At 61.3% G+C, this 25,659-nt stretch carries 27 protein-coding genes; 9 read left to right on the top strand and 18 right to left on the bottom strand.

Features of this window, described 5'->3' with window-relative positions:
- Positions 1–424 precede the first annotated feature (424 nt).
- Positions 425–1,837 (bottom strand): type I glutamate--ammonia ligase, encoded by a 1,413-nt coding sequence (gene glnA, locus VGY55_17045; GenBank protein ID HEV2971687.1) that lies wholly within the window; start codon positions 1,835–1,837, stop codon positions 425–427.
- 303 nt (positions 1,838–2,140) lie between these two features.
- Positions 2,141–2,695: a type 1 glutamine amidotransferase domain-containing protein gene (locus VGY55_17040; GenBank protein HEV2971686.1), complete on the bottom strand. Its 555-nt coding sequence runs from the start codon at positions 2,693–2,695 to the stop codon at positions 2,141–2,143.
- A 175-nt stretch (positions 2,696–2,870) separates the two neighbouring features.
- Between VGY55_17040 and VGY55_17035 the strand changes: the two genes are divergently transcribed.
- Positions 2,871–4,091 carry a M48 family metallopeptidase gene (locus VGY55_17035; protein ID HEV2971685.1) on the top strand — a complete coding sequence of 407 codons (1,221 nt, stop codon included), beginning with the start codon at positions 2,871–2,873 and terminating at the stop codon, positions 4,089–4,091.
- A gap of 200 nt (positions 4,092–4,291) precedes the next feature.
- Here the strand turns inward: VGY55_17035 and VGY55_17030 are convergent, their stop codons facing one another.
- Both VGY55_17030 and VGY55_17025 read right to left on the bottom strand, forming a co-directional pair.
- On the bottom strand, positions 4,292–4,810 hold the full coding sequence (locus VGY55_17030) for a hypothetical protein (protein HEV2971684.1): 519 nt from the start codon (positions 4,808–4,810) through the stop codon (positions 4,292–4,294).
- Positions 4,811–5,543: 733 nt separating this feature from the next.
- The gene (locus tag VGY55_17025; protein ID HEV2971683.1) at positions 5,544–6,029 is read right to left on the bottom strand and encodes a sigma-70 family RNA polymerase sigma factor; all 486 of its coding nucleotides are present in this window, start codon (positions 6,027–6,029) and stop codon (positions 5,544–5,546) included.
- Between the two features lie 254 nt (positions 6,030–6,283).
- Between VGY55_17025 and VGY55_17020 the strand changes: the two genes are divergently transcribed.
- Positions 6,284–7,162, top strand: coding sequence for a DMT family transporter (locus VGY55_17020; GenBank protein ID HEV2971682.1), 879 nt, complete (start codon positions 6,284–6,286; stop codon positions 7,160–7,162).
- 88 nt (positions 7,163–7,250) lie between these two features.
- Here VGY55_17020 and VGY55_17015 read toward each other — a convergent pair whose 3' ends face one another.
- Together VGY55_17015 and VGY55_17010 are read right to left on the bottom strand one after the other, a co-directional pair.
- Entirely contained in the window at positions 7,251–7,748 is a 498-nt protein-coding gene (locus VGY55_17015; protein HEV2971681.1) for a hypothetical protein, read from the bottom strand.
- A 53-nt stretch (positions 7,749–7,801) separates the two neighbouring features.
- A complete protein-coding gene (locus tag VGY55_17010) occupies positions 7,802–8,014 on the bottom strand; it encodes a hypothetical protein (protein ID HEV2971680.1) in 213 nt (70 codons plus the stop codon).
- Positions 8,015–8,398: 384 nt separating this feature from the next.
- Between VGY55_17010 and VGY55_17005 the strand changes: the two genes are divergently transcribed.
- Entirely contained in the window at positions 8,399–9,904 is a 1,506-nt protein-coding gene (locus VGY55_17005) for a TonB-dependent receptor (protein ID HEV2971679.1), read from the top strand.
- Between the two features lie 236 nt (positions 9,905–10,140).
- Positions 10,141–10,380: a hypothetical protein gene (locus tag VGY55_17000; protein ID HEV2971678.1), complete on the top strand. Its 240-nt coding sequence runs from the start codon at positions 10,141–10,143 to the stop codon at positions 10,378–10,380.
- Positions 10,381–10,438: 58 nt separating this feature from the next.
- Here VGY55_17000 and VGY55_16995 read toward each other — a convergent pair whose 3' ends face one another.
- From VGY55_16995 to VGY55_16975, 5 genes are all read right to left on the bottom strand, one after another.
- Positions 10,439–10,798 carry a hypothetical protein gene (locus tag VGY55_16995; protein ID HEV2971677.1) on the bottom strand — a complete coding sequence of 120 codons (360 nt, stop codon included), beginning with the start codon at positions 10,796–10,798 and terminating at the stop codon, positions 10,439–10,441.
- 55 nt (positions 10,799–10,853) lie between these two features.
- A complete protein-coding gene (locus tag VGY55_16990) occupies positions 10,854–11,564 on the bottom strand; it encodes a hypothetical protein (GenBank protein HEV2971676.1) in 711 nt (236 codons plus the stop codon).
- A gap of 57 nt (positions 11,565–11,621) precedes the next feature.
- On the bottom strand, positions 11,622–12,530 hold the full coding sequence (locus tag VGY55_16985) for an SgcJ/EcaC family oxidoreductase (protein HEV2971675.1): 909 nt from the start codon (positions 12,528–12,530) through the stop codon (positions 11,622–11,624).
- Positions 12,531–12,622: 92 nt separating this feature from the next.
- The gene (locus VGY55_16980) at positions 12,623–13,621 is read right to left on the bottom strand and encodes a hypothetical protein (protein HEV2971674.1); all 999 of its coding nucleotides are present in this window, start codon (positions 13,619–13,621) and stop codon (positions 12,623–12,625) included.
- Positions 13,622–13,638: 17 nt separating this feature from the next.
- On the bottom strand, positions 13,639–14,214 hold the full coding sequence (locus VGY55_16975) for a YceI family protein (protein HEV2971673.1): 576 nt from the start codon (positions 14,212–14,214) through the stop codon (positions 13,639–13,641).
- Positions 14,215–14,480: 266 nt separating this feature from the next.
- On the opposite strand from VGY55_16975, the gene VGY55_16970 reads away from it, so the two are divergent.
- The gene (locus VGY55_16970; protein HEV2971672.1) at positions 14,481–15,713 is read left to right on the top strand and encodes an alpha/beta hydrolase-fold protein; all 1,233 of its coding nucleotides are present in this window, start codon (positions 14,481–14,483) and stop codon (positions 15,711–15,713) included.
- A 71-nt stretch (positions 15,714–15,784) separates the two neighbouring features.
- Here VGY55_16970 and VGY55_16965 read toward each other — a convergent pair whose 3' ends face one another.
- The 7 genes from VGY55_16965 to VGY55_16935 all read right to left on the bottom strand — a co-directional run bounded on the left by VGY55_16965 (position 15,785) and on the right by VGY55_16935 (position 22,138).
- The gene (locus VGY55_16965) at positions 15,785–16,528 is read right to left on the bottom strand and encodes a hypothetical protein (protein HEV2971671.1); all 744 of its coding nucleotides are present in this window, start codon (positions 16,526–16,528) and stop codon (positions 15,785–15,787) included.
- Between the two features lie 150 nt (positions 16,529–16,678).
- Positions 16,679–17,026, bottom strand: a complete 348-nt coding sequence (locus tag VGY55_16960; GenBank protein HEV2971670.1) for a hypothetical protein — start codon at positions 17,024–17,026, stop codon at positions 16,679–16,681.
- Between the two features lie 35 nt (positions 17,027–17,061).
- Positions 17,062–18,237 (bottom strand): DNA-processing protein DprA, encoded by a 1,176-nt coding sequence (gene dprA, locus VGY55_16955; GenBank protein ID HEV2971669.1) that lies wholly within the window; start codon positions 18,235–18,237, stop codon positions 17,062–17,064.
- A 327-nt stretch (positions 18,238–18,564) separates the two neighbouring features.
- On the bottom strand, positions 18,565–19,176 hold the full coding sequence (locus VGY55_16950; GenBank protein HEV2971668.1) for a response regulator: 612 nt from the start codon (positions 19,174–19,176) through the stop codon (positions 18,565–18,567).
- Positions 19,166–20,731, bottom strand: a complete 1,566-nt coding sequence (locus VGY55_16945) for an ATP-binding protein (protein ID HEV2971667.1) — start codon at positions 20,729–20,731, stop codon at positions 19,166–19,168. Before VGY55_16945 ends, VGY55_16950 begins: the two co-directional genes overlap by 11 nt.
- 49 nt (positions 20,732–20,780) lie before the next feature.
- Positions 20,781–21,869, bottom strand: coding sequence for a 3-dehydroquinate synthase (gene aroB, locus VGY55_16940; GenBank protein HEV2971666.1), 1,089 nt, complete (start codon positions 21,867–21,869; stop codon positions 20,781–20,783).
- Positions 21,870–21,910: 41 nt separating this feature from the next.
- Positions 21,911–22,138, bottom strand: a complete 228-nt coding sequence (locus VGY55_16935; GenBank protein HEV2971665.1) for a hypothetical protein — start codon at positions 22,136–22,138, stop codon at positions 21,911–21,913.
- A 134-nt stretch (positions 22,139–22,272) separates the two neighbouring features.
- On the opposite strand from VGY55_16935, the gene VGY55_16930 reads away from it, so the two are divergent.
- The 4 genes from VGY55_16930 to VGY55_16915 form a co-directional block, all read left to right on the top strand.
- Positions 22,273–23,502, top strand: a complete 1,230-nt coding sequence (locus VGY55_16930; protein ID HEV2971664.1) for a CoA transferase — start codon at positions 22,273–22,275, stop codon at positions 23,500–23,502.
- A gap of 77 nt (positions 23,503–23,579) precedes the next feature.
- Positions 23,580–24,149 carry a hypothetical protein gene (locus VGY55_16925; protein ID HEV2971663.1) on the top strand — a complete coding sequence of 190 codons (570 nt, stop codon included), beginning with the start codon at positions 23,580–23,582 and terminating at the stop codon, positions 24,147–24,149.
- 169 nt (positions 24,150–24,318) lie between these two features.
- Entirely contained in the window at positions 24,319–24,756 is a 438-nt protein-coding gene (locus VGY55_16920) for a YkgJ family cysteine cluster protein (protein ID HEV2971662.1), read from the top strand.
- Between the two features lie 18 nt (positions 24,757–24,774).
- A partial coding sequence (locus VGY55_16915) for a HisS family protein (protein ID HEV2971661.1) occupies positions 24,775–25,659 on the top strand: 885 nt, incomplete at its 3' end.

The raw sequence follows: 25,659 nt of genomic DNA, 5'->3' as shown, positions 1-25,659 counted from the left end.
TAGGCGAAGGTTAGACCGAAGCTACCTCGAAAGTTGGTAACCACTCGGTTACCCTAACAGAAGCCGCGGATTGATGCAAACAAATACTCTCGGAGGGGCAAGCCATCAAGCCATTGAGTGTCGCCGTCGGCTCGATGAGCGTTGGGAGTGACCTTTGCTCCCGTGTCCGTCCTTGGCACGGAAGGCATGGATTGCCGGGTCGGACGTCTGACGTACTGGCTTTGGGGTTGAAATGCAAAAAGCCCAGGGGTTGCGGCCCCTGAGCTTCTCGAGTTCTTCACAATTCGTGGCGACTCAGCGCCGAGTCGTCGCTCGTCGGCGGTTCGCCAGCGCGGACTTGACGCACCCGACCGCTCCGCCGCGTCAACACGGCGACGAACGAGAGTGGTCGATCGTGCCGCGCGGCGCTCGAATATCGAGTTACTCAAATATCATAGTACAAGCAGAACTCATACGGGTGCGGGCGGAGCCGAACGGCATCCGCTTCCTTCTCGCGCTTGTAGGTGATCCAGGTTTCGATCACGTCTTTGGTGAAGACGTTCCCCCGGAGCAGATACTCGTGGTCGCGCTGCAAGGCGTCGAGCACCTCGTCGAGCGAGCCGGGGGCTTGTGGGATTTCGGCCCGCTCTTCCGGCTCGAGATCGTAGAGGTCCTTGTCGAGCGGCTCGCCCGGGTTGATCTTGTTCTGGATTCCATCGACCGCGGCCATAAGGATCGCGGAGAAGGCCAGATACGGATTGCAACTCGGGTCGGGGCAACGGAACTCGACGCGCTTCGCCTTCGGGCTGGGGCTATACATCGGAATCCGGCAGCAAGCCGAGCGGTTCCGCTGCGAATAGGCCAGGTTCACCGGCGCTTCGTAACCCGGCACCAAGCGCTTGTAGCTGTTGGTGGTCGGGTTCGAGAAGGCAAGGATCGATGGGGCGTGCTTGAGCACGCCGCCGATCGCGTGGATCGCCTGCTCGCTCAGCCCGGCATAGCCGCCGCCGGCAAAGAGCGGATTGCCACCCTTCCAGAACGAGAAGTGGGTGTGCATCCCCGAGCCATTGTCGCCGAACAGCGGCTTCGGCATGAACGTGACGGTCTTGCCGTGCTTCTTGGCCACGCTCTTGAGCACGTACTTGTAGATGAGCACGCTGTCGGCCATCTTCACCAGCGGCTGGAACTTCATGTCGATTTCCGATTGCCCGGCCGTAGCCACCTCGTGGTGCTGGGCCTCGATATCGATGCCGCAGTCAATGAGCGTTTGCATCATCTCGTTGCGAATGTCCATCATCTGGTCGGACGGCGGGACGGGGAAGTAGCCTTCCTTGTAGCGCAGCTTGTAGCCGAGGTTCGGGTTTTCGACCCGGCCGCGGTTCCATTCCCCTTCGATGCTGTCGACGTGGTAATAGCCTTCGTGCTGGTTCTGATCGAAGCGCACGTCGTCGAAAATGAAGAATTCCAGCTCGGGGCCCATGTAGGCCGTGTCCGCGATGCCGGTGCTCTTCAGATAGTTCACCGACTTGCGGGCGATGTTGCGCGGGTCGCGGCTGTAGTCTTCGCGCGTGATCGGGTCCTGGATGTTGCAGACCATGACCAGCGTGGGCAGGGTCGTGAACGGATCGAGGAAGGCCGTGTCCGCCTCGGGCACGACGAGCATGTCGCTCTCGTTGATGGCCTGCCAGCCACGAATGCTGGAGCCGTCGAAGCCCAGCCCGTTTTCGAATACATCTTCTTCGAGCTTGTTCACCGGGATGGTGAAGTGTTGCCAGAGTCCCGGGAAGTCCATGAACCGCAAGTCAACCGCCTTGACATCCTTTTCGCGGCACAGCGCCAACACTTCTTTAGGCTTCACAGCAAGTCCCCTTTCCACAAGAGATTTCCGAAGGTCTTGAATACATCCGCCACAGACTCGACGATTCGGAACCGAATCGGGCCGTGCTCAAGCTGCACGTGTTGGCACGGCACGTGCGTTCATTCGCCCAGTCGTTGCCGCGAAGCGACCGCGGGAACCGACCATCATAAGGCATAATCCTTGGCTTGCAACGGGCTTGCGCAGAATTTTCCGCGGCATTTTTTCCGCGGCGCTGCAAGCACGGGGAAGGGGGAATTGCGCGCGGATTAAGCAGCGCGCGAGAATTGACTGGGCAATAATCAATTAGCGCGTGCGGGCGACTTCGCGGATTTCATCGATCAGCATCGCGCAGAAGGCCTTGAGGTCGTTCGGGTCGCGGCTCGTGACGAGGCCGTTGTCGACGACGACTTCCTTGTCCACCCAATTCGCCCCCGCGTTGCGCAGGTCGGTCCGCAGGCTCGGATACGAAGTCATCGTGCGGCCTGCGACCACACCGGCCTCGATCAACGTCCAAGGCGCGTGGCAGATCGCCCCGACCGGTTTCCCTTCGACGAAGAATTCCTTGACCAATTCGACTGCCTTTTCGATCTGGCGAAGTTGGTCGGGATTCATCACGCCGCCGGGGAGCACTAGGGCGTCGAAATCTCCGGCGTCGGCGTCGTCGAGCGGTATATCGACTGGAATCGATTCGCTCCAATCGGTGAAGTTCCAGCCGCGAACGACTCCCCGCTCGGGCGAGACGATCTTCGTTTCCGCGCCGGCTTCTTCCAAGGCCCGTTTTGGCTCGGTGAGTTCCACTTCTTCAAAACCCTTGGCCACCAGAATGGCAACTTTCTTGCCTTTTAGTTCGTTGCTCATATTGGTTCTCCTGCGCCGCTCGCGGCGCTGTGGATTTTCCATGGATCTAGCATCACATGAACGGAAGCGTGCAAATCACGCGCCGTTCCGAAGTCATATATTGACTTGCAATTGGCCATCGGTCATCGTGCCGAGCGGGAGATTCAATTATGCCCGCAAAGCTTTCCGTGACGCGATGCAATCGGAATCAAAACACGAACTGATCGACGACGCCCGCGCGGACTCTGGCGCCGAGATGACGCTCGAGCAATTGGCCGAGGCGCGGCACTATGGCCGGCTGGAGTTGATCTGCGAATTGGCGGATAAAGCAATCGACTTGGCCTATCTGGCGGTGATGGCGTTCGCATTCGCGCGAGCGCTGGATGGCTGGCTCGCGCAGTTGATCGCGCGGGCTGGGCTGCGGCTGGCGGCGATGTTCGTCGTGGTGACGGGGCTGCATCTTGCATTGTCATTCCCGCTCTCGCTCTACTCGGGCTTCGTGCTCGAGCATCGCTTCGGCTTGAGCCGGCAGACGCTCGGGCGCTGGCTTTGGCACTACGCGAAGCGCAACTTGCTCGTGCTCGTCTTTGGGCTGGCGATGTTCGAAGGGCTTTACGCGCTCATCTGGTGGACCGGGCCGAACTGGTGGTGGATTGCGGCCGGGGCGTTTTTCGCCGTGAGCGTCTTGCTCGGGCAACTCGTACCGGTGCTGATTCTGCCGCTGTTCTACAAGATCGAGCGGATTGGGACCGCGCCGCAAAACGGTTCGGCTGCCAGTCCGGAGCAAGACGCCAAGGCCGCGGAACTCGCGCGGCGGATGATTCGACTGGCCGACGGTACCGGCCTGTCGATCGAAGGCGTATACCGGATGGACTTGAGCAGCGAGACGGCTAAGGCCAACGCGATGCTAGCCGGCCTGGGCCGCACGCGGCGGGTGATCATGGGCGACACGCTCCTCGACGGCTTCACACCCGACGAAATCGAGGTCGTGTTCGCCCACGAGATCGGCCATCACGTGCATCGACACATCTGGAAACTGATCGCAGTCGGAGTGCTGCTGAGCGCCATCGGCTTCTGGACCTGCGATCGCCTCTTATCGGCGTGGGCGGGCATCGGCCCCGGCGGAATTGCGTATCGCCAGTTGCCCGCCGCAAGCCTGCCGCTCTTGATGCTGTGGCTGACGTTTTTCTCGCTGCTCCTCGAGCCGCTGCAAAACGCGATCAGCCGCCGCTTTGAGCGGCAATGCGATCGTTACGCGCTTTCGCGCACCGGCCTGCGCGCGGCCTACATCTCCGCCTTCAAAAAGTTGGCCAAGTTGAATAAAGACGACCCGAACCCCAACCCAATCGCCGTATTCCTGTTCCACAGCCACCCGCCGATAGCCGAACGGTTGGCGTTGGCGGATGAGCAGGTGTGAAGAGGGTTTTATGAGGAGACCAGGAAGGCAGGAGGAAGCGAGACAATTCGCCGGAAACGAGCTTGGTGAGCATCTTGCCGCAACCAACAAAACCGCAGCTTGATTGAAGGAGAGTAGGAGAGGGACAGGCTAGCCTGTCCCTCTCCTACTCTCCTTCCTCGTCTGCACGCTCCCTGCCGCCTTATCTCCCCAAAAGCGGCCTAGTCCTTCTTCGGCAATTCAAACCGTTTGACTCGCAGCAGCAATGCGGCTTGCGTCGCGGGGCCCGAGGGAATCGCCACGACCCGTGTTACGCCTAGTTTCAATTTGGCGGTAGTCTTGAGGGACCGCGTTGCAATAATCGGCTTGCCAGCATCCAGGTCCAAGCCTTCCACCGCTTCGCGCCCGTCGAGAGTCGTCGTCTCGATTTCTAACGACACTTCGACGGATTCTAAGTCGTTCTCCACGGGCCGCGGTTCAATCGTGAACTTCATTCCCAACTTTTTTACGTCAGTTCGCTTGAGATGGAAATCATCGTGGCCCAAAGGTTCCAAATAGGCGAATGATTGCGGGTTCTCCACTCCCATGAAGCCTGACTGTTTGGCGCGCATTGTCATCGTAGGGGCCTCCATTGTCCTCAGGCGAGGGTCGTCCTGGGGCTGGTCCCAAACATCGGTTGGATTGCGCTGCACCTTTGTTGGACTGAGACCTATGGAAGTTGGTTTCGCGGCATCGCTCAAGCCGACGTAGAGCGCCTGAGGCCGGGACGTAACTGGCGAGGTTTCTTCGGCATTCGCCCTATCGAGCGATCTACGCTCGAACCCCCGCGGGAAATCGGCATTCGGAGAGGTGTTATCCAAAACGGCTCCGAATAACCCCTTTCCTTCCACAACCTTCAATTCAACGGTGTAGGAGCCCTCCATCGCTCGCAATTCGGAGTTCGAGGCCCGCGGCGCGGTGGGCGCCACTCGCAGCAGCGAAATTTCGGTCGCGGCAGGCTTCGTGTCTTGCGCTGAGACGTGGCCAGCGAGCCAAACTGCAATTCCAAGAATTAAACCAGCTCGCAACATGACAGACTCCTTCTATCTGGCGGAAGTGGAAACATGAATCGTAACGGGACCTCTGCCCAACATCCCTTCGTGAACGGGGGATGCCATAAAAAGGCCGGCGAGTTGGTCTGCCCGGAGCGGAATTCTCACTGACGTGACTGGCTCTGAGGGACTCTCAACGCGTCGATCGTTCGACTGCGCCGTCGACGTCACCAGTGCCGGAGTGGACTGCGCGACCGCGGTGTGTCGCCCCAGAAAGAAGCCGAGTATGCCCACGGAGGCGGCCGTTCCGCACCACGCGATTGCGATCGTCCGGCGGGAGACTCGCGAGCGAACCTGCTGGTGAGCGAGTAGCACACGGACGAGGTCGTCGAGGTTGTCGCTTGGCTCGGGCCGGGGGAGGCCCGAAATCATTCGTTCGATTTCATTCATGGCGAACCTTCATTTCTGCACGCAGTTTGTCCAAGGCGCGGCGATACCGCGAGGCAACGGTGGGGAGCGGTTCACTCAGCATCTGCGCGATCTCTTGAAACGTGAGCGCGGCCTGCAAGTGCAACTCGATCACTTCACGGCTAGGGTCGTCGAGTCGCTCCAGCACATCGGCAAGCGATCGCGACATGTCGTAATCGGGCGATGCCAATTCCAACTCCGTCTGATCCCAAGCGGGCAACAGCGGCTCCTCGCGTCGACGCGACCGCGACTTGGCCAGATCAATTGCCGCGTTGCGGACGGAGCGGAAAACGTAGGGTTTTGGATCGATCGGCGGCGACTCAAGTTTCACCAATCTCGCAAATGCCGAGTGAACCGCATCCTCCGCCAAATCCGCGCGACGCAGAATCGTCCAGGCAGTGACGAACAATTCCCGACGAAACCGCTGGTACATCGCGCCAAGCCAATCTGATGTGGGCATTTCGACGACTCATCCTTGCCGCGTCGGGCCGTTCTTCATAGATATCACGACGGGCTTACCCGCGATTATGCAAATATCTTGAGCGCGGCCGCAACTCGAGCGATCGCACGGGCGAACAGCCGATGGTGGTTACGTCTTTTACTACCACCAGCAATTAAACTTCAATAGAAAACGGCCGATTCCGGCGGCGTTCTTTACCTGGTTGCTACAATGCGGCCGTGAGCAATTCGGAACGGCACTCCTCTTGAGCATCGATGACTCATCGCGCTGCCATTCTCCTGTTGCTGGCGACGGCCATTCTGTGGAGTCTCGGCGGGGTGCTGATCAAGAGCGTCGAATGGCCTTCGATGGCCAAGGCCGGGGCGCGGAGCGGAATTGCTTGCGTGGTGCTCTGGTGCTGGCTGCGCAAGCCGGAGTTTACATGGCGGCCGACGCAGGTCGGCGCGGCGCTGGCCTATGCCGCCACCGTTTCGCTCTTCGTGATCGCCAATGACCGCACCACGGCAGCCAACGCGATTTTCCTTCAATACACGGCCCCGATTTATGTCGCCCTGCTCGGGCCTTGGTGGCTCGGCGAGCGCACAAGGCGAATTGACTGGGTCTGCGTCGTCGTCGCAATGGCGGGGATCGCGCTGTTCTTCCGCGATCAATTCAGTCCGCGAGGGCTCTCGGGCATCCTCGCCGCGCTTGGCAGCGGAATCAGCTTCGGCATGATGGTCATTTTGCTGCGCAAGGAGCGCGACGGCTCACCGGCCAGCGCATTGCTGCTCGGTAATCTCGTGACCGCCGCGATCGGACTCCCTTTCGCCATCGGCCATCCGCTCTCCACGCCCGAGGCCGGTGCGCTCGTCGTGCTCGGCGTCGTGCAACTTGGAATTCCCTATATCCTGTATAGCCTTGCCATCCGGCGAGTAACCGCGCTCGAGGCGATCCTCATCCCGATGCTGGAGCCGATCTTGAATCCGATTTGGGTCGCCCTGGCGCGCGGCGAACTTCCCGGGCCGTGGAGCCTCGTCGGCGGCGCGCTAGTATTGGCCGCCGTACTCGTGCGCGGGTTCGCATCCAGAAGCAGTATCGAATCTCGAGAATTCCCGCGCGGCGAGCACGATGCAGTGTCGAGCCCGCGAGACTGATCCGGCCGATTGTGAACTACCCCTTACCACTGCTCCCAAAAAACCCGGTACGCGAGTTTTCCGCTCGGGTCTTGTCGCAGATTTACGTCTAGTTCGCGTCCTTCAGGGAAACAGAAATTGAAACACCGATCGCCGTACGACAGTCCGGTGATTTTTCTTCCCCGAGCATTGGCAACCTCGACTGAAAAGTTGCATGTGTGGTCAGCGTAGGGAACATTTTCTTTGAGCGGGGCGGATGCGTCGCCAAAAAGTGGAGAGTTAAGCAGTTCTTTGTCCGGCCGATCGCGTTGGCGGTCTCCCATCTTCCAGACAAATTCGCCTTTTCCAGGTATGCCATCACCCACGTTCCGTTGTCCAGTTCCAGAATAAACCCGGACGTTCCCGCCTCAGTCGTCACGACCGCTCGTCCAACAACAGATTGTTCAAGCGACTTCACACGCTTGTAGTATGGGGACGTCTTTAACTCTTCGATCTTGCGAGCCAGATCGGCGGGAAGTTCCTGGGCACTGTTCGGTGTTTCGTCATGTCTTGCCAACCTGGTATCCTCCGCCTTGCCGCATCCAAGCATGAAGACCGAAAGTGACAATGCACATCCAATTACCACTGGGCAATTCATCGTGATTACCAGAGTTGTCAGCACTACTTCAGGACGTCTCTCGCGTCGGGATCGATGCCGTGTTCGATTTTAGCCATCCGTTCGCGATGGCGAATAATCGCGACTACGGTCTTGTAGCCGATACCGCAAACGATCGCCACGATCGGAACGGCGAACACCATCACCTCCGGCCGCGTGACCAACTCAAGCCATCTGGGCGAATCGGCCGCGTCGGCCAAGATCGCGAAAGAATTCATGGTTCACCTTCATTGCCCGAGGATGACTGTTGCCTGTTGCTACGTATTCGTAAAAACGGCGCACATATTGGCTGTCTCGCAAAAAACGCGAAGTCCATCGTGGTAATCTCCAGCGCCGGCGGTCGGGATCGGAACGGAGCAGCGGAGAGCCGCTGGCCGGTCGCCGTCCATGCCAGCGATTATAACCACTGGCAAGATCGAAGCCACCATCTGGTTGTATCCATTGCGCAAGATCAGGTGGCGACATTTCTAACGTCTTTAACAAACCGGAATCGTCAACCTCTACCTCATCCGCAAGGTTCGGCTGGTTTTCCTCGTTTACGCGGTCGATACCAGCCACAGACGGTCCCTTCCGCGCGCATCCCCCCTGGAGTATGGCCTGTTATGTCGAATGAGCATCCGACAACCGATCGCAAAGCCCTGGAAGTCAATCTCGACCAGCGCCGCTATGGCACGTTCGCCGAGATCGGCGCGGGGCAGGAAGTGGTGCGGTGGTTCTTCCGCGTCGGAGGCGCCGCGGGCACGATCGCCAAGAGCATGTCGGCTTACGACATGACCGTGAGCGACGCCATCTACGGCCCGTGCGACCGGTACGTCTGCCGGCAACGACTCGAATCGATGCTCGACCATGAGCAGGAGCTGAACCTCAGCCGGTTGCGCGAGAGCCGCGGGGATACGACCGCCTTCTTCGTGTTTGCCGACACGGTTTCGGCCCGCAACTTCAAGGGGACGAACGAATGTCACGGCTGGATGGGAGTGCGATTCCAGGCCCATCCCCGCGACCAAGACAGCCAGATCATTCTCCACGTGCGGATGCTCGACGTGGAAAACGCCCTGCAGCAGGAGGCTCTGGGCATTGTCGGAGTCAACTTGCTCTACGGGGCCTTCAATCTCAACCACGAGCCCGACCGGCTCGTCGAGTCGCTCCTCGATAACCTCAACACGCGACGCATCGAAATCGACATGATCGAGTTCTCGGGCATCGCCTTTCGGCAGGTCGATAACCGAGTGATGAGCCTGCGACTCGTGCAATTGGGGCTGAGCAACGCGGCCATATTCTCGGCCGGCGGCGAAGTGCTGCAACCCTCCGAGGTGCTGTATAAGAAACCGATCCTGGTCGAGCGCGGAAGTTTTCGGCCCGTGACGCACGTGAACGTCGACATGCTCCGCGCGGCGCACGAAAAGTTTGTGCGCGAGCCCGAGGTTGCGGACGAGCCGGTCGTGCAGTTGATGGAAATCACGATGCACAACCTGCAGGCCGCCGGCGGACAGGCCAACGGCGAGATCGATCTGCGCGACTTTCTGGCTCGGGCCGACGTGCTGGCCGCCTGCGGCAAGACGGTGCTGATCTCCGATTACTTCGAGTACTACCGATTGGCCGCCTACCTGGCCCGGTACACGAAGAAGAAAATCGGCATCACGATGGGGGCCGCCAGCCTGTGCGAATTGTTCGACGAGAAATACTACGCACAGCTCGATGGCGGCATCCTGGAATCGTTCGGCCGGCTGTTCAAAAACGATTTGAAGCTGTACATCTACCCGCTGTTGGACCGGCAGACGGGCGCGCTCACCACGGTCGAGAACCTGTCGGTGGCCCCGCAATTGCGGAAGCTGTACGAGCACCTGGTCGAGACGGGCTGCATCGAGCAATTGGACAACTACAACCCCGAGTATCTGTCGATCTTCTCGCGCGACGTGATCCAGCAAATCAAGGCGGGCGATCCCGTGTGGTGCGACCACGTGCCCCCCGAAGTTGCCGAAGTGATCCGCCGCCGCGGCTTCTTCGGCCACCGGCGGGCGATCCCGGCGAAAGAGAATCCGGCCCAACCGATCGGCGCCGGCGGCCTGAGCGGCGGCCAGTTCGTCGCGTGCCCGGCGGTGATGGTATAGGATGTGCCGGTCACATTGGTGGCGAGCGCTGGGTGCCATGCCCACGGCTCGGCGTGGGCATGGACCGTGTCGGCGCATGGCCACTCAGGGCAGTGGCCATGGCACCCGTCAAGTCAGATTTGGAACTCCGCCAGAGTTCTCCCGTCGGTCTGGTCAGGGATGCTAGAATCGGTGGGATGATTTCCGCGCTGCCGCTCGGTCGGATACTCCCTCACCGCATTTTTCCAGAGGTTCCCATGAGTGATCGATGGTTCTCACGCATTGGATGGTTTTACGTTCCGGTTTCGGTCCCCGGCGCAATTGTCTGCGTCTTGGCCGCACTTTTTTGCGCCACTGTGTTTGTCGCCGTGGACCGGCATTCGCATTCCGTGAGCGACACGCTATATGGCATCTTCCCGTTTTTCGTCTGCACCTTTCTGTTGGTCGACTGGGTGGGGTCGCGCACTAGCGGAACCAACCGCCCCGCCGCGAATTAAACGTGGTGGAACCGCCGATCGCGACAACGGCGAGTGAGCCAGCGAAAGCAGCCGGATTCTATGGGCGCGTTGCCGGGGTGTGGCCGGGATTCTGCGGGTTCGCACTCTTGACGGCGAGAATCGCCTCCTTAACCTCGGGCAACTCCAACAGCTTGCGCGTGGCCTCTGTTTCGCAGTGTTGCACTCTTTCCTCGCGCCGCCTCTCCCATTTCCGCCAGAAGCGGCGCCCCCAAAACGAGACCCGCACCCAAATCGCCGCGAGCGACAACGCCACGAGAACGGAAACGGCAACTCTGCCGCCCGTCAGAATGACGAGCCACCGAATCGCCCCGGCAATAACGCCCGTGACCGTGACGATCACGAATAGCGTCCAGAGGCTGAACTGGAAACGGCGGATAGGCGCGGGATTCTCGGCCACGCCGTGATTATAACCGACCGCGGAGCGAGTCGGCGCTGTCTACCAAGGCCGCTGTCTACCAAGGCCAAGGCCAGCCGACGATGATCGGGGCGGGATTGTATACGGGCGGTTGGTAGGGCCGCGGCGCGTAAAGCCCGCCGGAATAATTGCCGGCGCCCGACGACATGGCCGCTTCCGCCGCGGCGTTGGCGTCGGCGGTCTGTTTATTCCAGGCTTTGACCGCGGCAAGTTCCTGCTCGCGGCCAGTTTGAAACGCGGCCTCATTGGCCCGCGTTTGGGCCTGTTGCTGTTGAAGGTCGATCAAAGTCTGTTGCACCTGGCCGGCAGTCATCGTGGAGAGGTCGGGCAACTCCTTGCGGAGCTTGGCCGCATAGGCGTTGCTGGCCACGTTCAAATCGTCCAGGACGATGGCCTGGGCGTCGAAGGCCGCCTTGCTATTGATGATCGCCAGCTTTTGCTGCATATCCTGCAAGTAGCTTTGCAATTGACTGACGGACATCTTGCTGATCTTGTCCTTCACTCGGGCTCGCACTTGGGGAACCTGGCTCTTGTCGTAGATCGCTTGAGCGGAGAGCCATTCGTTGAAACCCTCCATCGCCTGGCGCCACGCCGGGCTGTCGAGAATTTGGCTCCTGGCCTCGGGATCGCCATCGGACTCCGCCGAGCGAGCGGCCGTGATGTAGAAAGGAGCAACACCCAAGTGAGCCAATCCTGCAATGACTAGCAGGGACAGAGACAGCGTCGAGGTCGCGCGCCGCGGGGACATGGAAAACTCCTCAAGCCGATTGATTTGCTCCGAATTGCGATGCGCCGATCCGGACGGTCACTCTTTCGGCGATTGACGGACCAGTTTCAGCTTCACATCCGGCTCCGCCTGGTCTTCGACCATCGCGCCGACCGACGCGACGATCATGCTCTCATCGTTGATCTTCGAATAGATCGTCGTCTTGGAGGAGCGTTTGCCCTCGGGCGACACGCCGTTATTGTTGACGAGCCAAACATCGCCTTGCCGCTTCCAAACGCCTTCACCGTAGCCGCCGTCGGAGTGAAAGGTCCACGACTTGAAGCCGCCGGCCAGCGGATCCCATCCGATCCTTTGGCTGGCCCGGCGTCGGGCGCCGTCGGGCAAGGTCACGAAGAACTCGCGGAGCAAAAAGTTTCCGTCGCTGCTCATCGAGCCGGACACGATCATCTGCATTCCGTCGAGCGAACTGCCGGCAAAATCGCCGAGCAGCCACTTCAACTCTGCCAGTCGTGGATTGACGGTCGGTTGCGACAACGCCGCTTCGCGCAGGCTATCCAGCAGCCAGCGAGAATCGCGCTTCACCCAAACGGCTGTGTACCGGCTGCGCAACGGTGGCTCTCCGGGCGCGGCGGCGCGCTGGATATGACCATCCTCGACGGCCACCTCGGGAGTTATCAAACGAACGCGATCGATCGTCGCTTGCAGATCGCGCCGATGTCCGCCGGTCCCCTTATGGAATTCAGTGGCGATCAGGTCGCGGGCTTTGAACGAGCGGCCCGCGGCGTCAACATAATCGCCGTCGGACGTCCAGGCGGAGGTCAGTGAGTCCGGATTACCCTGCTCAAGGGCCTTCACGTATGCCTTGGCGGCGGCCCGGATCGCGTCCAATTCTTCCTTGTCGCTCGCTGCAGCATCAACCGCCACTGCGCATGGGGCGGCTATGGCAATCAAGAAGGCCGTGGTCAAGACCAAGCGGAAACGGAACATCTGCCTCCTCCAAGAAAGAGAGTCATTAAGCCAACTCTAATTACGGGAGATTTGATTTACAAGAGTCGAGCGACGGCAGCGGCTTCGGCTGTTCAGCGCTCGTACTTGAATGTCGGCTGACCCATCTTGCCGGCGTAGAAAACGTCGTGGATCGGGTCCCAGCCGAACTGAGACATATAGCCTCCGTCGATGCCGGGCGGCAGCGGGGCGGCCGATTTCCACGTCTTGCCGGCGTCGGCCGTTTCCATCGCTCCCTGTTTGCCGAAGACAACAAGGTGATTCGCATCCTTGCCGAAATAGGGTCCGATGGTGCAAGAGACGGGACTGCTCAAAAGTGCCCATGTCGCTCCCTTGTCGGGGCTGGTGAGAACTCCCCGTTCGCCGATCCAGTAGCCGACGCCGTCGAGAACTCGCATCGACTTGCCGGTTGGCTTGAGATCGGAAACGCTCGCCCAATTTGCTCCGCCGTCGACGCTGCGCAAGATGCCCTTGTCCTTGAAGGCCACGAACGTCTTGACGTCGAACAGGCCGACGCCGTTGAATCCTTTGCCGAGGCTCTTCCAGGTTTTGCCGCCGTCGGGAGCAAAGATCAAATCGCCACCGCTTTCGTGCCGAATCGAGAGCATGGCCAAATCGGGCCAAGCGACGGCGATGCAATCGACGTGGTTGGCGGTGCTCTTCTGCCAGGTCTTGCCGGCATCGAGGCTCGACGCGGCGGGGCCATAAACCGGAAAACAGGCAACGCGATTGCCGGCCGGGTCGATGTCCAAAGCGAATCCGGTTTCACATCGCCCGCCGATCGCGCCGCCATCGATGCGCTCGAAACTCTTCCCGCGATCGGCACTCTTCCAAAGCCCATTGTCGCAGACCATCATATAGACATCGCCGTTCGCGCGATCCACGCCAACTCCGCCGGTCAAACCGGGCCAGCCGATTTTCTTACCCTGTTTTTCGAGTTGCGCGATCACCTCGTCGGAGACGGGAATCCATTTCCCCTTCCCATCCGCGCGGACCGGCGACGCCGCTAATCCCAGCACGACTGATATGAGTAAAACGGCGGTCCCGCGACAACGCTTCCTTTTGCAGCTCATGGGAGGCTCGCTCGACTTCAATCCTTGGCGGCTTCGATGCCCATGGTGATATGAACTTCGTCGCCGACGGATGGCAATCCGGCCTTGACGTCGAAGTCGCTGCGCTTGATGGTCGTTGTCGTCGTAACTCCGATCCGGTGAGTTCCCTTGGGAAATTCCACGAGCTTGTCGCCTCCCTTGAGGTCCAACGTCACTTCCTTCGTAACGCCGTGAAGCGTGAGGTCGCCGGTCACTTCATAGCCGGCGTCGATCGGCTTGACCCGCGTGCTTTGAAAGGTCATGTCCGGGAATTGCTTGGCGTTGAAATAATCGGGAGCACGCAAATGCTCGTCCCGTTTCTGGTTGTTCGTGTCCACGCTCTCCACTTTGATCGACAGCGCAAACGACGACTTGGCTGGGTCGACGCGATCGATCGTGAATTTGCCCGAGAATTGATTGAATCGTCCGTGAATGTAGCTGATCCCCTCGTGCGAGATCATGAACGAGATGGAGGAATGCACGGGATCGACCGTGAACGTGTCGGCCGCGCGGGCCGCCGAGCTGAATACCACCAGGAATGCCGCTAAACCGATCCGCTTGAATGCCGAAAACATGCTCGCTCCATTTCGCGGCTAAGCCGCAAGCGTTTTCTTGGTTGGGGAGACTGCCAAGACAGCATCGTAGCAAGAGCCGCCGGCAAACTCCAGCATGCAGGGACTTTGGCGTTTTTTTGCCCACGCTTTTTTGGCCAAGGATTTCAATTCGATTCAAGACCCTTCATAATACGCGAACTCATCGGCTCGGCGGCGTAGCCGAGCAGGCACTGGCAGATGGCAAATGAGAAACTGCGGCTAACGGAAATCCCAATCGGAGTCCAATCATGAATGCCCTCGTAAAGACGATCTCGCAATTATTGGCAACGTGCGTTCTCATCAACGTCGCCCAGGCTGCCGATTTGACCGGCGATTGGAAGTCCGAGTTCGACACGCAAATCGGTCCCCAAAAATACACCTTCACGCTCAAGCAGGACGGCGACAAGGTTGCCGGCAAGGCTGTGGCCGAGGTCGCCGGCCAGAAACGTGACGTCGAGTTGAAGGACGTGAAATTGGCGGGAGACACGCTCACGTTCTTCGAGACGTTCAAGTTCCAGGAAAATGAAATCCGGATCGACTATACGGGCAAAATTGTCGGCGACGAGATCAAACTCACGCGCAAGGTCGGCGACTTCGCCACGGAGGAAATCGTGGCGAAGCGCGGCAAAGATGCGCCGGTGGCAGCCAAATCTCCCGCTCCCGGTGAAGGCCGGGGCCGGCGCGGCGGCGGACCGATCGTCATCGGGCCCGATGACAAGGCGGCATTCCCGGCGGCGCCGGTCGGTTTCGACAAGTCGCGCGAGAATATCGGCCACGGCAAGGTCGAAACTGTCGAGTACGATTCCAAGACGGTCGGCAACAAGCGAAAGATGCTGGTCTACACCCCACCCGGATACGCGACCACGACCAGCTATCCGGTACTTTATTTATTGCACGGCATCGGCGGCGATGAAACGGAATGGCACAAGAAGGGGGCACCTGACGTCATTCTCGACAACCTCTACGCCGACCAGAAGCTCGTGCCGATGATCGTGGTCATGCCGAACGGCCGCGCCCAGCCGAACGACCGGGCCGAAGGCGACGTCTTCCGCCAGGCGCCGGCCTTCGCGACATTCGAGCAAGATTTACTCAAGGACCTCATCCCCTTCATCGACTCGCATTATCCTACGAAACCCGGCCGCGAGAATCGCGCGCTCGCCGGCCTGTCGATGGGGGGCGGCCAGTCATTGAACTTCGGCCTGGGCAACCTCGACACATTTGTCTGGGTCGGCGGTTTTTCCTCGGCGCCGAATACCAGGCCGCCCGCGGACCTTGTGCCCGACGCAGATGCCGCGAAGAAGCTCAAACTGCTCTGGATCTCGTGCGGCGATCAGGACGGACTCATCGGCATCAGCCAAGGTGTTCACAAATATCTCAAAGAAAACGGCGTGCCGCACATCTGGCATGTCGATTCCGGCGCACATACCTTTCCGGTCTGGAAGAACGACCTGTACCTTTTCTCCCAACTGCTGTTTCGTTGATACTTGTTTTGCGACTCGGTGCCATCCGGACCGCCCGACGCCGCGCTTAGTTTCCAAGACGTAATCGCGAGTTACGGCTGAGCCGCTACGGCGTTCCAGACCTTGATATCGTCGAAGAAGCCGTCTTTGCCGCCGACGCCGAGTTCGATCTTGGACTTGGTCGGGTGGGCGATGCCGGAGGACTTGAGGTAACCGGACGGCTTGCCGTCGAGGGTTACTCGCATTTCGTCGCCCACTGTCTCGACGACGAGGGTGTACCACTTGCCGGGCTCGAGCTGGGCGGGGTAGGTTTTGCTGCGGCCGACGAGGAGCTTCGCGACTTCGGCCTTCTTCGCGGGATCGTTCTTCATCTCATAGATATCGTTTCGCATGCCGCCGTCGCGTTCGTCGATGACGGTCACTCCGTTGAGGCGCACCTGGGCGCGGCAGATGTGGCCGTAGTGGGAGCCGGTGTATTTGCGGTCGTCAAACTCGACGTCGATCATCGAGGCGCCTTCGAAGCGAATCCGGACCTCGACGACGCTGTCCTTGGTGGAGATTTCGAGACCGTGCACGGCGGCGTGGGCCTGGATGGCGGGCTTGCCGTCAGCGGCGGGAACGTTCTTGTCGCGGGTCTGCGTCCCCTTGAGCGCGCCGTTTTCGACGACGAAAGTCGGGACGACCTGGTGCCAAACCTTCGCGGGCTCGGCGCCCTCGAAATCGTCGGAGAACAGGAGTTCCTTCTTCTCGGCGATCGACTTGGCGGGGATCGCGGGCAAGTCAGCGGCAAAAGCAGCCGCGGAGATCAGACAGAGAGGGGCGACGACGAGACGCACGTTCATGGATGGCTCAGTTGGATTGAAGGCGACGGCTACGCCATGCTACCTACTGCGGCTCGCGGAAGCAAACTCTTAATTGACTATCCAAGAGCGCCATTCATGCGGCCATGCGATTTCGCCAAACGCATCGAAGAAGTAGTTCAAGATTCAGGCGAAACGCATCAGCAGGATGAGCGAGGCAACGGCCAGAACGAGGCCAACTATCTCGGAGTAATCGAGCGATTCTCGGAAAAACACGACGCCGACCGCTGTCAGCATCAAGACCATCGAGACTGAGTAGACGATTCCGATGGTTGCCAGCTTCAGGTGCTTCATCACCAACACCCAGCCGAAGGCAGTCGACGCATACAGCGCGAAGCCGATGAAAAACCACGGCGTCTTTACCGGCCGCTCGTTTGCGCTGGCCAATTTGAGAAAGTAATCCCCCAGAACGCCGATCCCGCTGAACGCGATTGTGACGAGAAGTGCGACCGTTTTGCTCTCGATCGTCGGCATAACAGCCCTGTTCAAACCGCGTGGACGCCCCGTTCTCACGGCCGCACGACCAGATTGCCGCTGACTCGCCGCAACAGGCGGCGCATTTCGAGGACGCTGATCGTCGAGAGCACTTGAGCGGCGGGGAGCCGGCTAGTGGAGATAATCTGATCGATCGAAGTCGGGGCGGTATCGACGGCGGCGAGGATCCGCTGCTCCGGTTCGTTGAGCAGGAGTTCGGCCGGATGATGGACTACGTGGCCATCGCGAGATGAGGTGGCCGCGACTAGCGGGCCGAGTTCTTCGAGGATGTCGTCGGCGGTTTCCACGAGCTTCGCGCCGTCGCGAATCAGGCGATGGCAGCCTTGCGACATGCGGCTGTCGACGCGCCCGGGCACGGCGAACACGTCGCGGCCCTGCTCGCTCGCGTGGCGGGCGGTAATCAGCGCGCCGGAGCGCGACGAGGCCTCGACCACCACAACCCCCATCGACATCCCGCTGATGATCCGATTCCGCTGGGGGAAGGCGCCGCTCAGCGGCTCGCCGCGTGGCGGAGCCTCGCTCAATAGCGCGCCGCGCTGGCGAACGTCGAAGGCCAGCTCGCGGTTTTCCGGCGGGTAGATGTTCAGCACTCCGCTCCCCAGCACCGCCAGCGTTCTCCCGCCGGCGGCGAGCGCCCCGCGATGCGCGGCCGCGTCGATGCCGCGGGCCAATCCGCTTATCACCGTGAGTCCGGCCCGGGCGAGGCTCCCGGCGAGCCGCTCCGCTTGAGTCAGGCCGTAATGAGTCGCATGGCGCGCGCCGACGATGGCAATCGCCAGTCCGTCGGCCGGTTCGAGAGCGCCTTGCATGAACAACAGCGCCGGCGGATCGGCGATCTCCGCGAGCGAGCGCGGATAGGCGGAGTGATTGCGAGTGAGGATCTCGATACGGCATTCGCGGCAGAGCGCGATTTCCGCCTCGGCGTCGATTTCGTCGTTCGCAGCGGCGATCTTTTGGCTCAGCTTTGGCCCGATGCCGGGCACGTCGCGCAAATGGCTGGCCGGGGCGGCCAAGACGGCCTGCGGAGTGCCGAAGCGTTCGATGAGCACTTGCCACTGTCGCGGGCCGATCCCTGAAACGAGCGCCAGCCGCACGGACGAGTGCAAATCAACGTCCGTTTCGGTGGCGGGTGGGTCGTGCATCGTGTTTTGAGCCGCCAATCTCTTCCGTTGGCCGCCGAGAATTGACACGTGACAATCGCGACTTGGCAAGCAACGATTTGCCTTGGCGCCGGTACGCAATCCATGCTTGCGGAGACCGCATTCTATAGCCGCAGAGCCAGTCGTGGCAAGGAATTGCGTTCGACGCGCTAGCGCCGCCCTATAGTGAAGCCGCCAACTTGCCGATATAGAATTGCAAGCCAGTCGTTTGCGGCACTACGGCAAGAAGTCAAAAGACGGCTCTCCTCAGCATCCGGGACTCCTGCCCCAGTCCCCGCGGGGGAGAGCCGTTCTTTATTAGTTTCGGCCGCGGCGGGGCGGAATTCCATGCGGATTGCCGCAAACTTCGCCGATTGTTCATTTCCCATCGGCCACCAGCACCAGCCGTACCAATTCGGCCAGCGAATCGGCGTGCATTTTCTTCATTAGCGTCGCGCGCCGCAGCTCGACGGTGCGCAGGCCCAGACCGAGTTCGACGGCGATCAACTTATTCGCCTTGCCCGCGAGCAAACGATCGAGGACTTCGACTTCGCCGGGGGCGAGGCTCTCGCGGCGGGCAATGATTTCGGCCCGATCTTGTCGATCCAATTGCGCCTGTTCTTCCCAATCGAGCGCGACCTGGATGCTCTGCCAAAGTTCCTTGTCGGCGCAGGGCTTTTCCAGAAACGTGACCGCCCCGGTCTGCATGGCCCGCACGGCCATCGGGATGTCGGCGAAACCGGTGATGATAATCACCGGCAGGGCCGAACTTTTCGCGGCCAGGTGCTGCTGCAGGTCGAGTCCGCTCATGCCGGCCATCCGCACGTCGGCGATCAGGCAGCCCCGCCGCGCGGGATCATAGGCGGCCAGAAACTCTTCCGCCGAGGCGAACGACTCGACCGCCAGCCCGTGCGAGGCGACGAGCGCCGCGACCGAGCCGCGAGCGGCCGGATCGTCGTCGACCACGAACACGGTCGGTTCAGATGTCATCGGGCGCCTCGTTGCTTGCAACCGGGAGCGTGAACTGGAACGTCATTCCGCGCTCGGGATTAGGGACCGCTTCCAGGCGGCCGCCGTGCGCCTCGACGATCGAATGACTGATGGATAGGCCCATCCCCATGCCGTCGGTCTTCGTCGTGAAGAATGGTTCGAATAGACGATCGAGTTCGCCGCTCTCCAGACCGCGGCCGTTGTCGCGCACGGCGATGCGCACGGCGCCGCTGGGGAGCGATTCGGTGTGGACGCTAAGGTGTCGCCGAGCGGCCGGGTTGTCGGCCATCGCCTCGAGCGCGTTGCGCAGCAGATTGACGAGGACCTGCTCGATCTGAATGCGGTCGACCTTGACCGGCGGCAACGATTCGGCCAATTGCAGCTCGAGTTCGACGGTGTCCAATCGCACGTCGACGCTCAACAGCCCGACCACGTCGCGCACGATGCGATTGACGTCGGCCGGCGCCAGCTTGGCCGGCGATTTGCGGACGAAGCGGCCGATCCGGCGGATGATCTCGCCCGCTCGGTTGGCTTGCACCGCGATCTGCTCGAGCCAGGATAGAATCTCCGGGCCGGCGCCCTCGATCGGCGATCGCAGCCGGTTGAGCGAGGCCTCGGCGAAGTTGGAGATCGCGTACAGCGGTTGGTTGATCTCATGCGACACTTCGGACATCAGCTCTCCCATCATTTGCAAGCGCGTGACGTGCGCCAACTTGGCCAGATGCTGCTGGACCTTCTCTTGGTCCGAGCGCCATTTGGCCTCGGATTCGCGCAGCGCCCGTTCGGCGAGCTTTTGGTCGGTGATGTCCATTGACACTCCGGCCAGGTGCGTCGGCTGGCCGGCGGCGTCGCGAAAAACGCGGCCTTGCCCCCTAACCCAACGCACTCCCCCCGTCGGCAACGGGATGCGGAACTCGACCGAGTAACCCGATCCGTCTTTCAACGTCTGCTGCACACGATCGAAAAGCGGTTGGCAATCGTCGGGATGAATGCTCCGGAAAAAAGTATCCAGGTCGGGAGGGGCCTTTCCCGGCGGCCAGATCGTCGTGGAATCCGGCGGCGAGGAGGACCGCTTGCCCGTCCGCATGTCCCAAGTCCAGGTGATCATTCGGGCCGCCTCGAGGGCCAGATGGAGTTGCCGCTCACTCTCCTCGAGCCGCTCTTCGGCCCGCTGCTTGTCGCCGCGAAGGCGCTTCACCTCGAGGGCGCGATCGATCGCCGCTGCGACCCTTCCGAGCCGGTCCTTGACGAAATAGTCCGCCGCTCCCCGCTGGATGCGGTCGCTGGCCGCCTCTTCGTCGACCGCGTCGGCCATCACGATCAGCGGTATATCGAGCTTCCGTTCTTTGAGCAGCTCCAAGGCCCGCATGGCGCCGCACCGCGGCAAGGCATCATTGGCCAGGATCACGTCAGGCAGGTCGGGCCGCTCGAGGCGCGCGACGAAGTCCGGCTCACAATCGACGCGTTCCCAAAGCGGTGCAATCCCGGCTCGCCGCAACTCGTTGACCACGAGCGCGACGTCTTCTTGGCGGTCTTCGATGATCAACAGATTCACATCAGCTTCCACTTGGCGTCCTTTGCGCATTGGCGGTTAGAAATGCCCGTCAAGGCGCCAGCGCGGCTCGGACGTCAGCAGCCGCGACAGCCCCGACCAGTTCGACGTGACCCAAACGATCCGGCAGCACGAAACGGAGCCGGCCGGCTTCGGTCTTTTTGTCGCGGGACATGGCATCGACTAGCGCGTCGTGATCCACCGGCGGACAACGGACCGGCAGCCCCAGCGTCGTCAGCAGGGCATCCTGCCGCCGCGCGAACGCCGAATCGACGCGTCCCAGCCGCTCCGCCAACCGCGCGGCGCACATCATGCCGATCGACACCGCCTCGCCGTGCAACAGCTCGCCGTAGCCCGCCACCGCCTCGAGGGCGTGGGCGAACGTGTGGCCGTAGTTCAGCGCCGCTCGGCCGCCGGCGATCTCGCGCTCGTCGGCCTCGACCACGTCGGCCTTGAGACGACAACAACGGGCAATGACCTGACGGAGCACTTCGGGCTGGCGGGCGTCGAGTTCCCCGGCGTGCGCTTCCAAATAGCCGAAGAACTCCGCATCAAGAATCACTCCGTATTTGACCACCTCGGCGAGACCGGAGACAAATTCGCGCCGCGGCAATGTGCCGAGCACGCCGGTGTCGATCAGCACCCCGAGCGGCTGCCAAAAGGCCCCGACCATGTTCTTCGCGCCCGGCAGATTGATCCCGACCTTTCCGCCCACGGAGCTATCGACTTGAGCCAATAACGTCGTCGGGATTTGCAGGAACCGAATTCCGCGGGCATACGTCGCCGCCACGAATCCGGCCAGATCGCCGACCACTCCGCCACCGAGCGCGATGACGACCGTCCGGCGGTCGGCGCCGAGTTCCAGCAGCTTCTGCCAGGCCGCGTCGGCGACTGCCGCCGACTTGGAGGTCTCGCCCGCCTCGACCACCACCAGATCGACCTCCGCTCCGCCATCCGCGAGACTATCTCCGACCGTTGGCGCGTGCAGCGGCTCGACGTTGGAGTCGGTCATCAGCACGACGTGCTCCGCGCCGCCGAGTGCGTTGAGAAACCGGCCTGTTTCCGGCAGGTTTCCGCTGCCGATCTCGATCGGATAGCTTCGCTCGCCAAGCGCGACGTGGATGGTCTGTTTTGAGTCCATCAGGAAAACCGCGCATGAAGACAGATGCACGCGGATGATCGTCACGCGGCAGCCAAACGTTCGAGATCGGCGGACGTGACGGTGATCTGGCGGCAGAAACCGGAATGTTGGCGCACGTATTCGAGTTCGGCCGCCTGCTGCGGCTCCCCATGCAGCAGGGCCTCGACCCGCTGCCGGTCGGCAAGCGACCAATCGTCGTATTCCTCCGGCCAAATCGTGGTCGTCTCCACGATCAGAGCTTCACGGTACGGATCGAACTCGTTCGCCATGGGAGAGGGGCTCGGGATTCGGGGATAGGGGCTCGAAAAGAGGAGGGGGCCGGTTATCGAGCGTCGCTATTCGACAGTATACTGGCGGGCTGGCGGCGGGGAAGTGGCTTGAGCGGAGGAAGCGTTTTGACGACATGGCCAGATTATCAAGACCACTCGACGGCGTGCGCGTGCTCGATCTTTCAAGGGTCTTGGCAGGGCCGTTTTGCTCGCAGTTGCTGGCCGATCTCGGGGCCGACGTGGTGAAGGTCGAACGTCCGCCGCTGGGGGACGATACGCGGCAATGGGGTCCGCCGTTTTTGCCCGATGAGGGGCCGAGCGCCTATTATGTCTCGTGCAATCGGGGGAAACGTTCGCTGGCGCTCGACCTGGCTCGCCCCGAGGCGCGAGAGGTTTTGGACGACCTGATCCGCGCGGCCGACGTGCTGATCGAGAACTTTCTCCCCCAGTCGCTGGAAAAGTTGGGGCTCGCGCCGGAGCGGCTTGAAAAGCTGAATCCCCGCTTGATTCGGGCATCGATCTCGGGCTACGGGCGGACCGGTCCAGCCGCCGCGACGCCCGGCTACGATCTGGTGGTCCAGGCCACCGCCGGCATCATGTCCATCACCGGCGAGCCGGACGGGTCGCCGATGAAGATCGGCGTGGCGATCACCGACGTGCTGACCGGCCTGTATGCCGCCGTGAGCGTGCTAGCTGGGCTGTACCAACGAAGCGAAAGTTTAGCCGCGACCCGACAGGGGAGCGCGGCGCCGGCCTTTGATTTAGCGCTCGCGGATTGCACGCTGGCGGCAATGGTCAATGTAGTGCAAGGAGCGCTCGTAACCGGCGACCGGCCGCAGCGGTATGGCAACGCCCATCCGCAGATCGTTCCGTACGAGGCGTTCGCGACGGCGGATGGATATCTTGTGCTAGCCGTCGGCAACGATCAGCAATGGCAGCGCTTCTGCGCCGCCGTCAGTCATCCGGAATGGGGCGCCGATCCGCGCTTTGCGACGAATCCCGCGCGAGTCGAGCGCCGCGGCGAGTTGATTCCATTGCTCAACCGCTTGTTCATTGATCGCGGCGCGGCGGCATGGCAGGCGCTGCTCACGTCGGCCGAGGTGCCGCATGCGCCGGTGACGGCGCTCGACGAGATTCTTGCAACGCCGCAGGTCGCCGCTCGGCGGATGGTGCGCGAGTTGACGGGCACCGATGGAAGGACCTATCGCGTCGTGGCCAGTCCAATTCACTGTGACGGCGAGCCCTTCTGCTCGCCGCGATCGCCCCCCACGATCGGCGAGCACAGCGGCGAAATCCTGCGCGAGTGGCTGGGGTATGCTGCCGAACGGGCCGCGCGGCTGCGCGAACAGAAAGTTCTGGACTGATTCAAGTCTCGCGGCGCGAGCGCCGCGTCGAAATGGTCGTTCTGTACTTCGCACTTTGTCCTTCGTACTTAGATAAAATGCATCGCGGCAAGCTGGTAATTCTGTTGATGGTGCTGGTGGGCTGCGCGATGGGCGGCCTGAGCATCGCCTATCACCATGGTCTGGCGCGGCGGGCGATCGCCTGGTGGGGCAGCGACAACGTCGAGCTGATCGCCGACGCTCCGCGAGTCGCGGCAGTTGAACTGCGACCAGCGAGCCAAGCGGATTCCTCAGAAACCGCAGCCATCGGCAGCCGGCGTTATGTTATTAGCCGGCGAACCGATGTCGCCAACGCGGAGGGCATCGACCATTTGCGGCACGAACTACTCGACGACAGGAATTTCGTTTGGCAAGCGTCATCCGCCGGCGAACCAACCTGGCGATTCGGACTCGAATTCCAAAACGCCGGACGGTCGTTGATCGTGGCCTTTGACGCCAGCGGGCGGCTGGTCGGCCGCTCCGACGGCGGCGAAGTTCTCGCCATCGCTCCGCTGGTAACTGGTTGGCGTGATTTCTTCGCCGAACAATTCAAGATGTCGGAGGTTGGCGGTCCAGCGCCGCGATCAGGGAAGGAAGAACCGCTGGGGGGCGGCAAACCCGCTCGCTAGGCAATGTCGTGAGCGTTTGTTAACTTAACTTTGCCGGCACCCGTGCCGGAGTGCGCAACGCCCGGCCTCCGAATGAGTGTTGGAGTTCAGGCGTTAGCCTGCGACCCGCAGCCTAAAGGCTGAACTCCAACAACCCGACCTCCGACCGCTGACCTCCGACCTCTTGCCTATGTCCACTGCACTCCGCACGAAGCCTCGCCGCGAAGACCTCCAGCCCGACGAAGTTCTCTGCTCGCATTGCATCGCGAAATGCTGCCGCTATTTCGCGCTTCCGCTCGACGAGCCGGAGGATCAAGAGGATTTCGAGTTCATCCGCTGGTTCCTGCTGCACGACCAGGCGACGGTGTTCACCGAAGAGGGAACCTGGTATTTGCTGGTTCACACGACTTGCAAACACTTGCAGCCGGACAACCGTTGCGGCATCTACACGACCCGGCCGCAGGTTTGCCGCGACTATTCGACGAAGGACTGCGAATACGAAGACGACTGGGTCTACGACCACTATTTCGAGACTTCGGAGCAGGTGGAAGAATACATGGAGGCGGTGCTGGGGCCGACCGATGGCGACATCCGCAGCCCCAAGCCGCCGCTTTTGCCAATTCTTTGAACCAGGGACCGCTTGCCCGTGATTGAGCCGCGCACACTGAAAGGCTTTCGCGACTATTTGCCGCGGATGATGATCCCGCGCGAACGGCTTATCGAGACAGCCAAGCGGGTTTATCGCTCTTATGGTTTCAGCCCGATTGATACTCCGGCCTTGGAATACGAGGAGATTCTGGCTGGCAAGGGGGGCGGGGAAACCGAGAAGCAAATGTACCGCTTCAATGACCCCGGCGGCCGCGCCGTGGCGATGCGGTTCGATCTCACGGTGCCGTTGGCTCGATTCGTCGCCCAGCACATCAATGAGTTGGGGACTCCATTTAAGCGCTACCATATCGCTACGGTCTGGCGCGGAGAGAAGCCGCAGGATGGCCGTTATCGCGAATTCATGCAGTGCGACTTCGACACGATCGGAACGCTAGCCCCGGCGGCCGATATCGAGACAGCACTGGTGATCCATGATTTACTGCGGGCGAGCGGCTTCGACGCGTTCACGATCCATCTCAACAATCGAATGGTGCTGACGGGATTGCTTGAGCGGCTTCAATTGGCCGACCGTTCGGCGGCGGTGCTGCGTTCGCTCGACAAGCTGCACAAGATTGGCCCCGATCAGGTGGCCGCGGAAATGCAGACCACGGCCGGCGCCACCGCCGAGCAGGCTCGCGAGGTATTGAAGATCGCGGAACTCTCGGGCGACAACGACGAGATTCTGCGCCAATTGGAGCCGTTGGTTGTCGGAAGCGAGAAGGGACGGACCGGGGTCGCTCGCCTGGCTGAATTGCTTGTGGCAGTCAAAGGGGCCGGCCTTCCGGGCGCGCGGCTGAAACTCGATGTGGCGATCGCCCGAGGCCTCGACTATTACACCGGCACCGTTTTTGAAACGTTCCTCGACGCGCTGCCGTCACTGGGC

The sequence above is a fragment of the Pirellulales bacterium genome (assembly GCA_035939775.1).
GTDB lineage: Bacteria > Planctomycetota > Planctomycetia > Pirellulales > DATAWG01 > DASZFO01.
The sequence above is the reverse complement of the archived record's forward strand: the minus strand, read 5'-3'. Positions and strand labels throughout refer to the sequence as shown.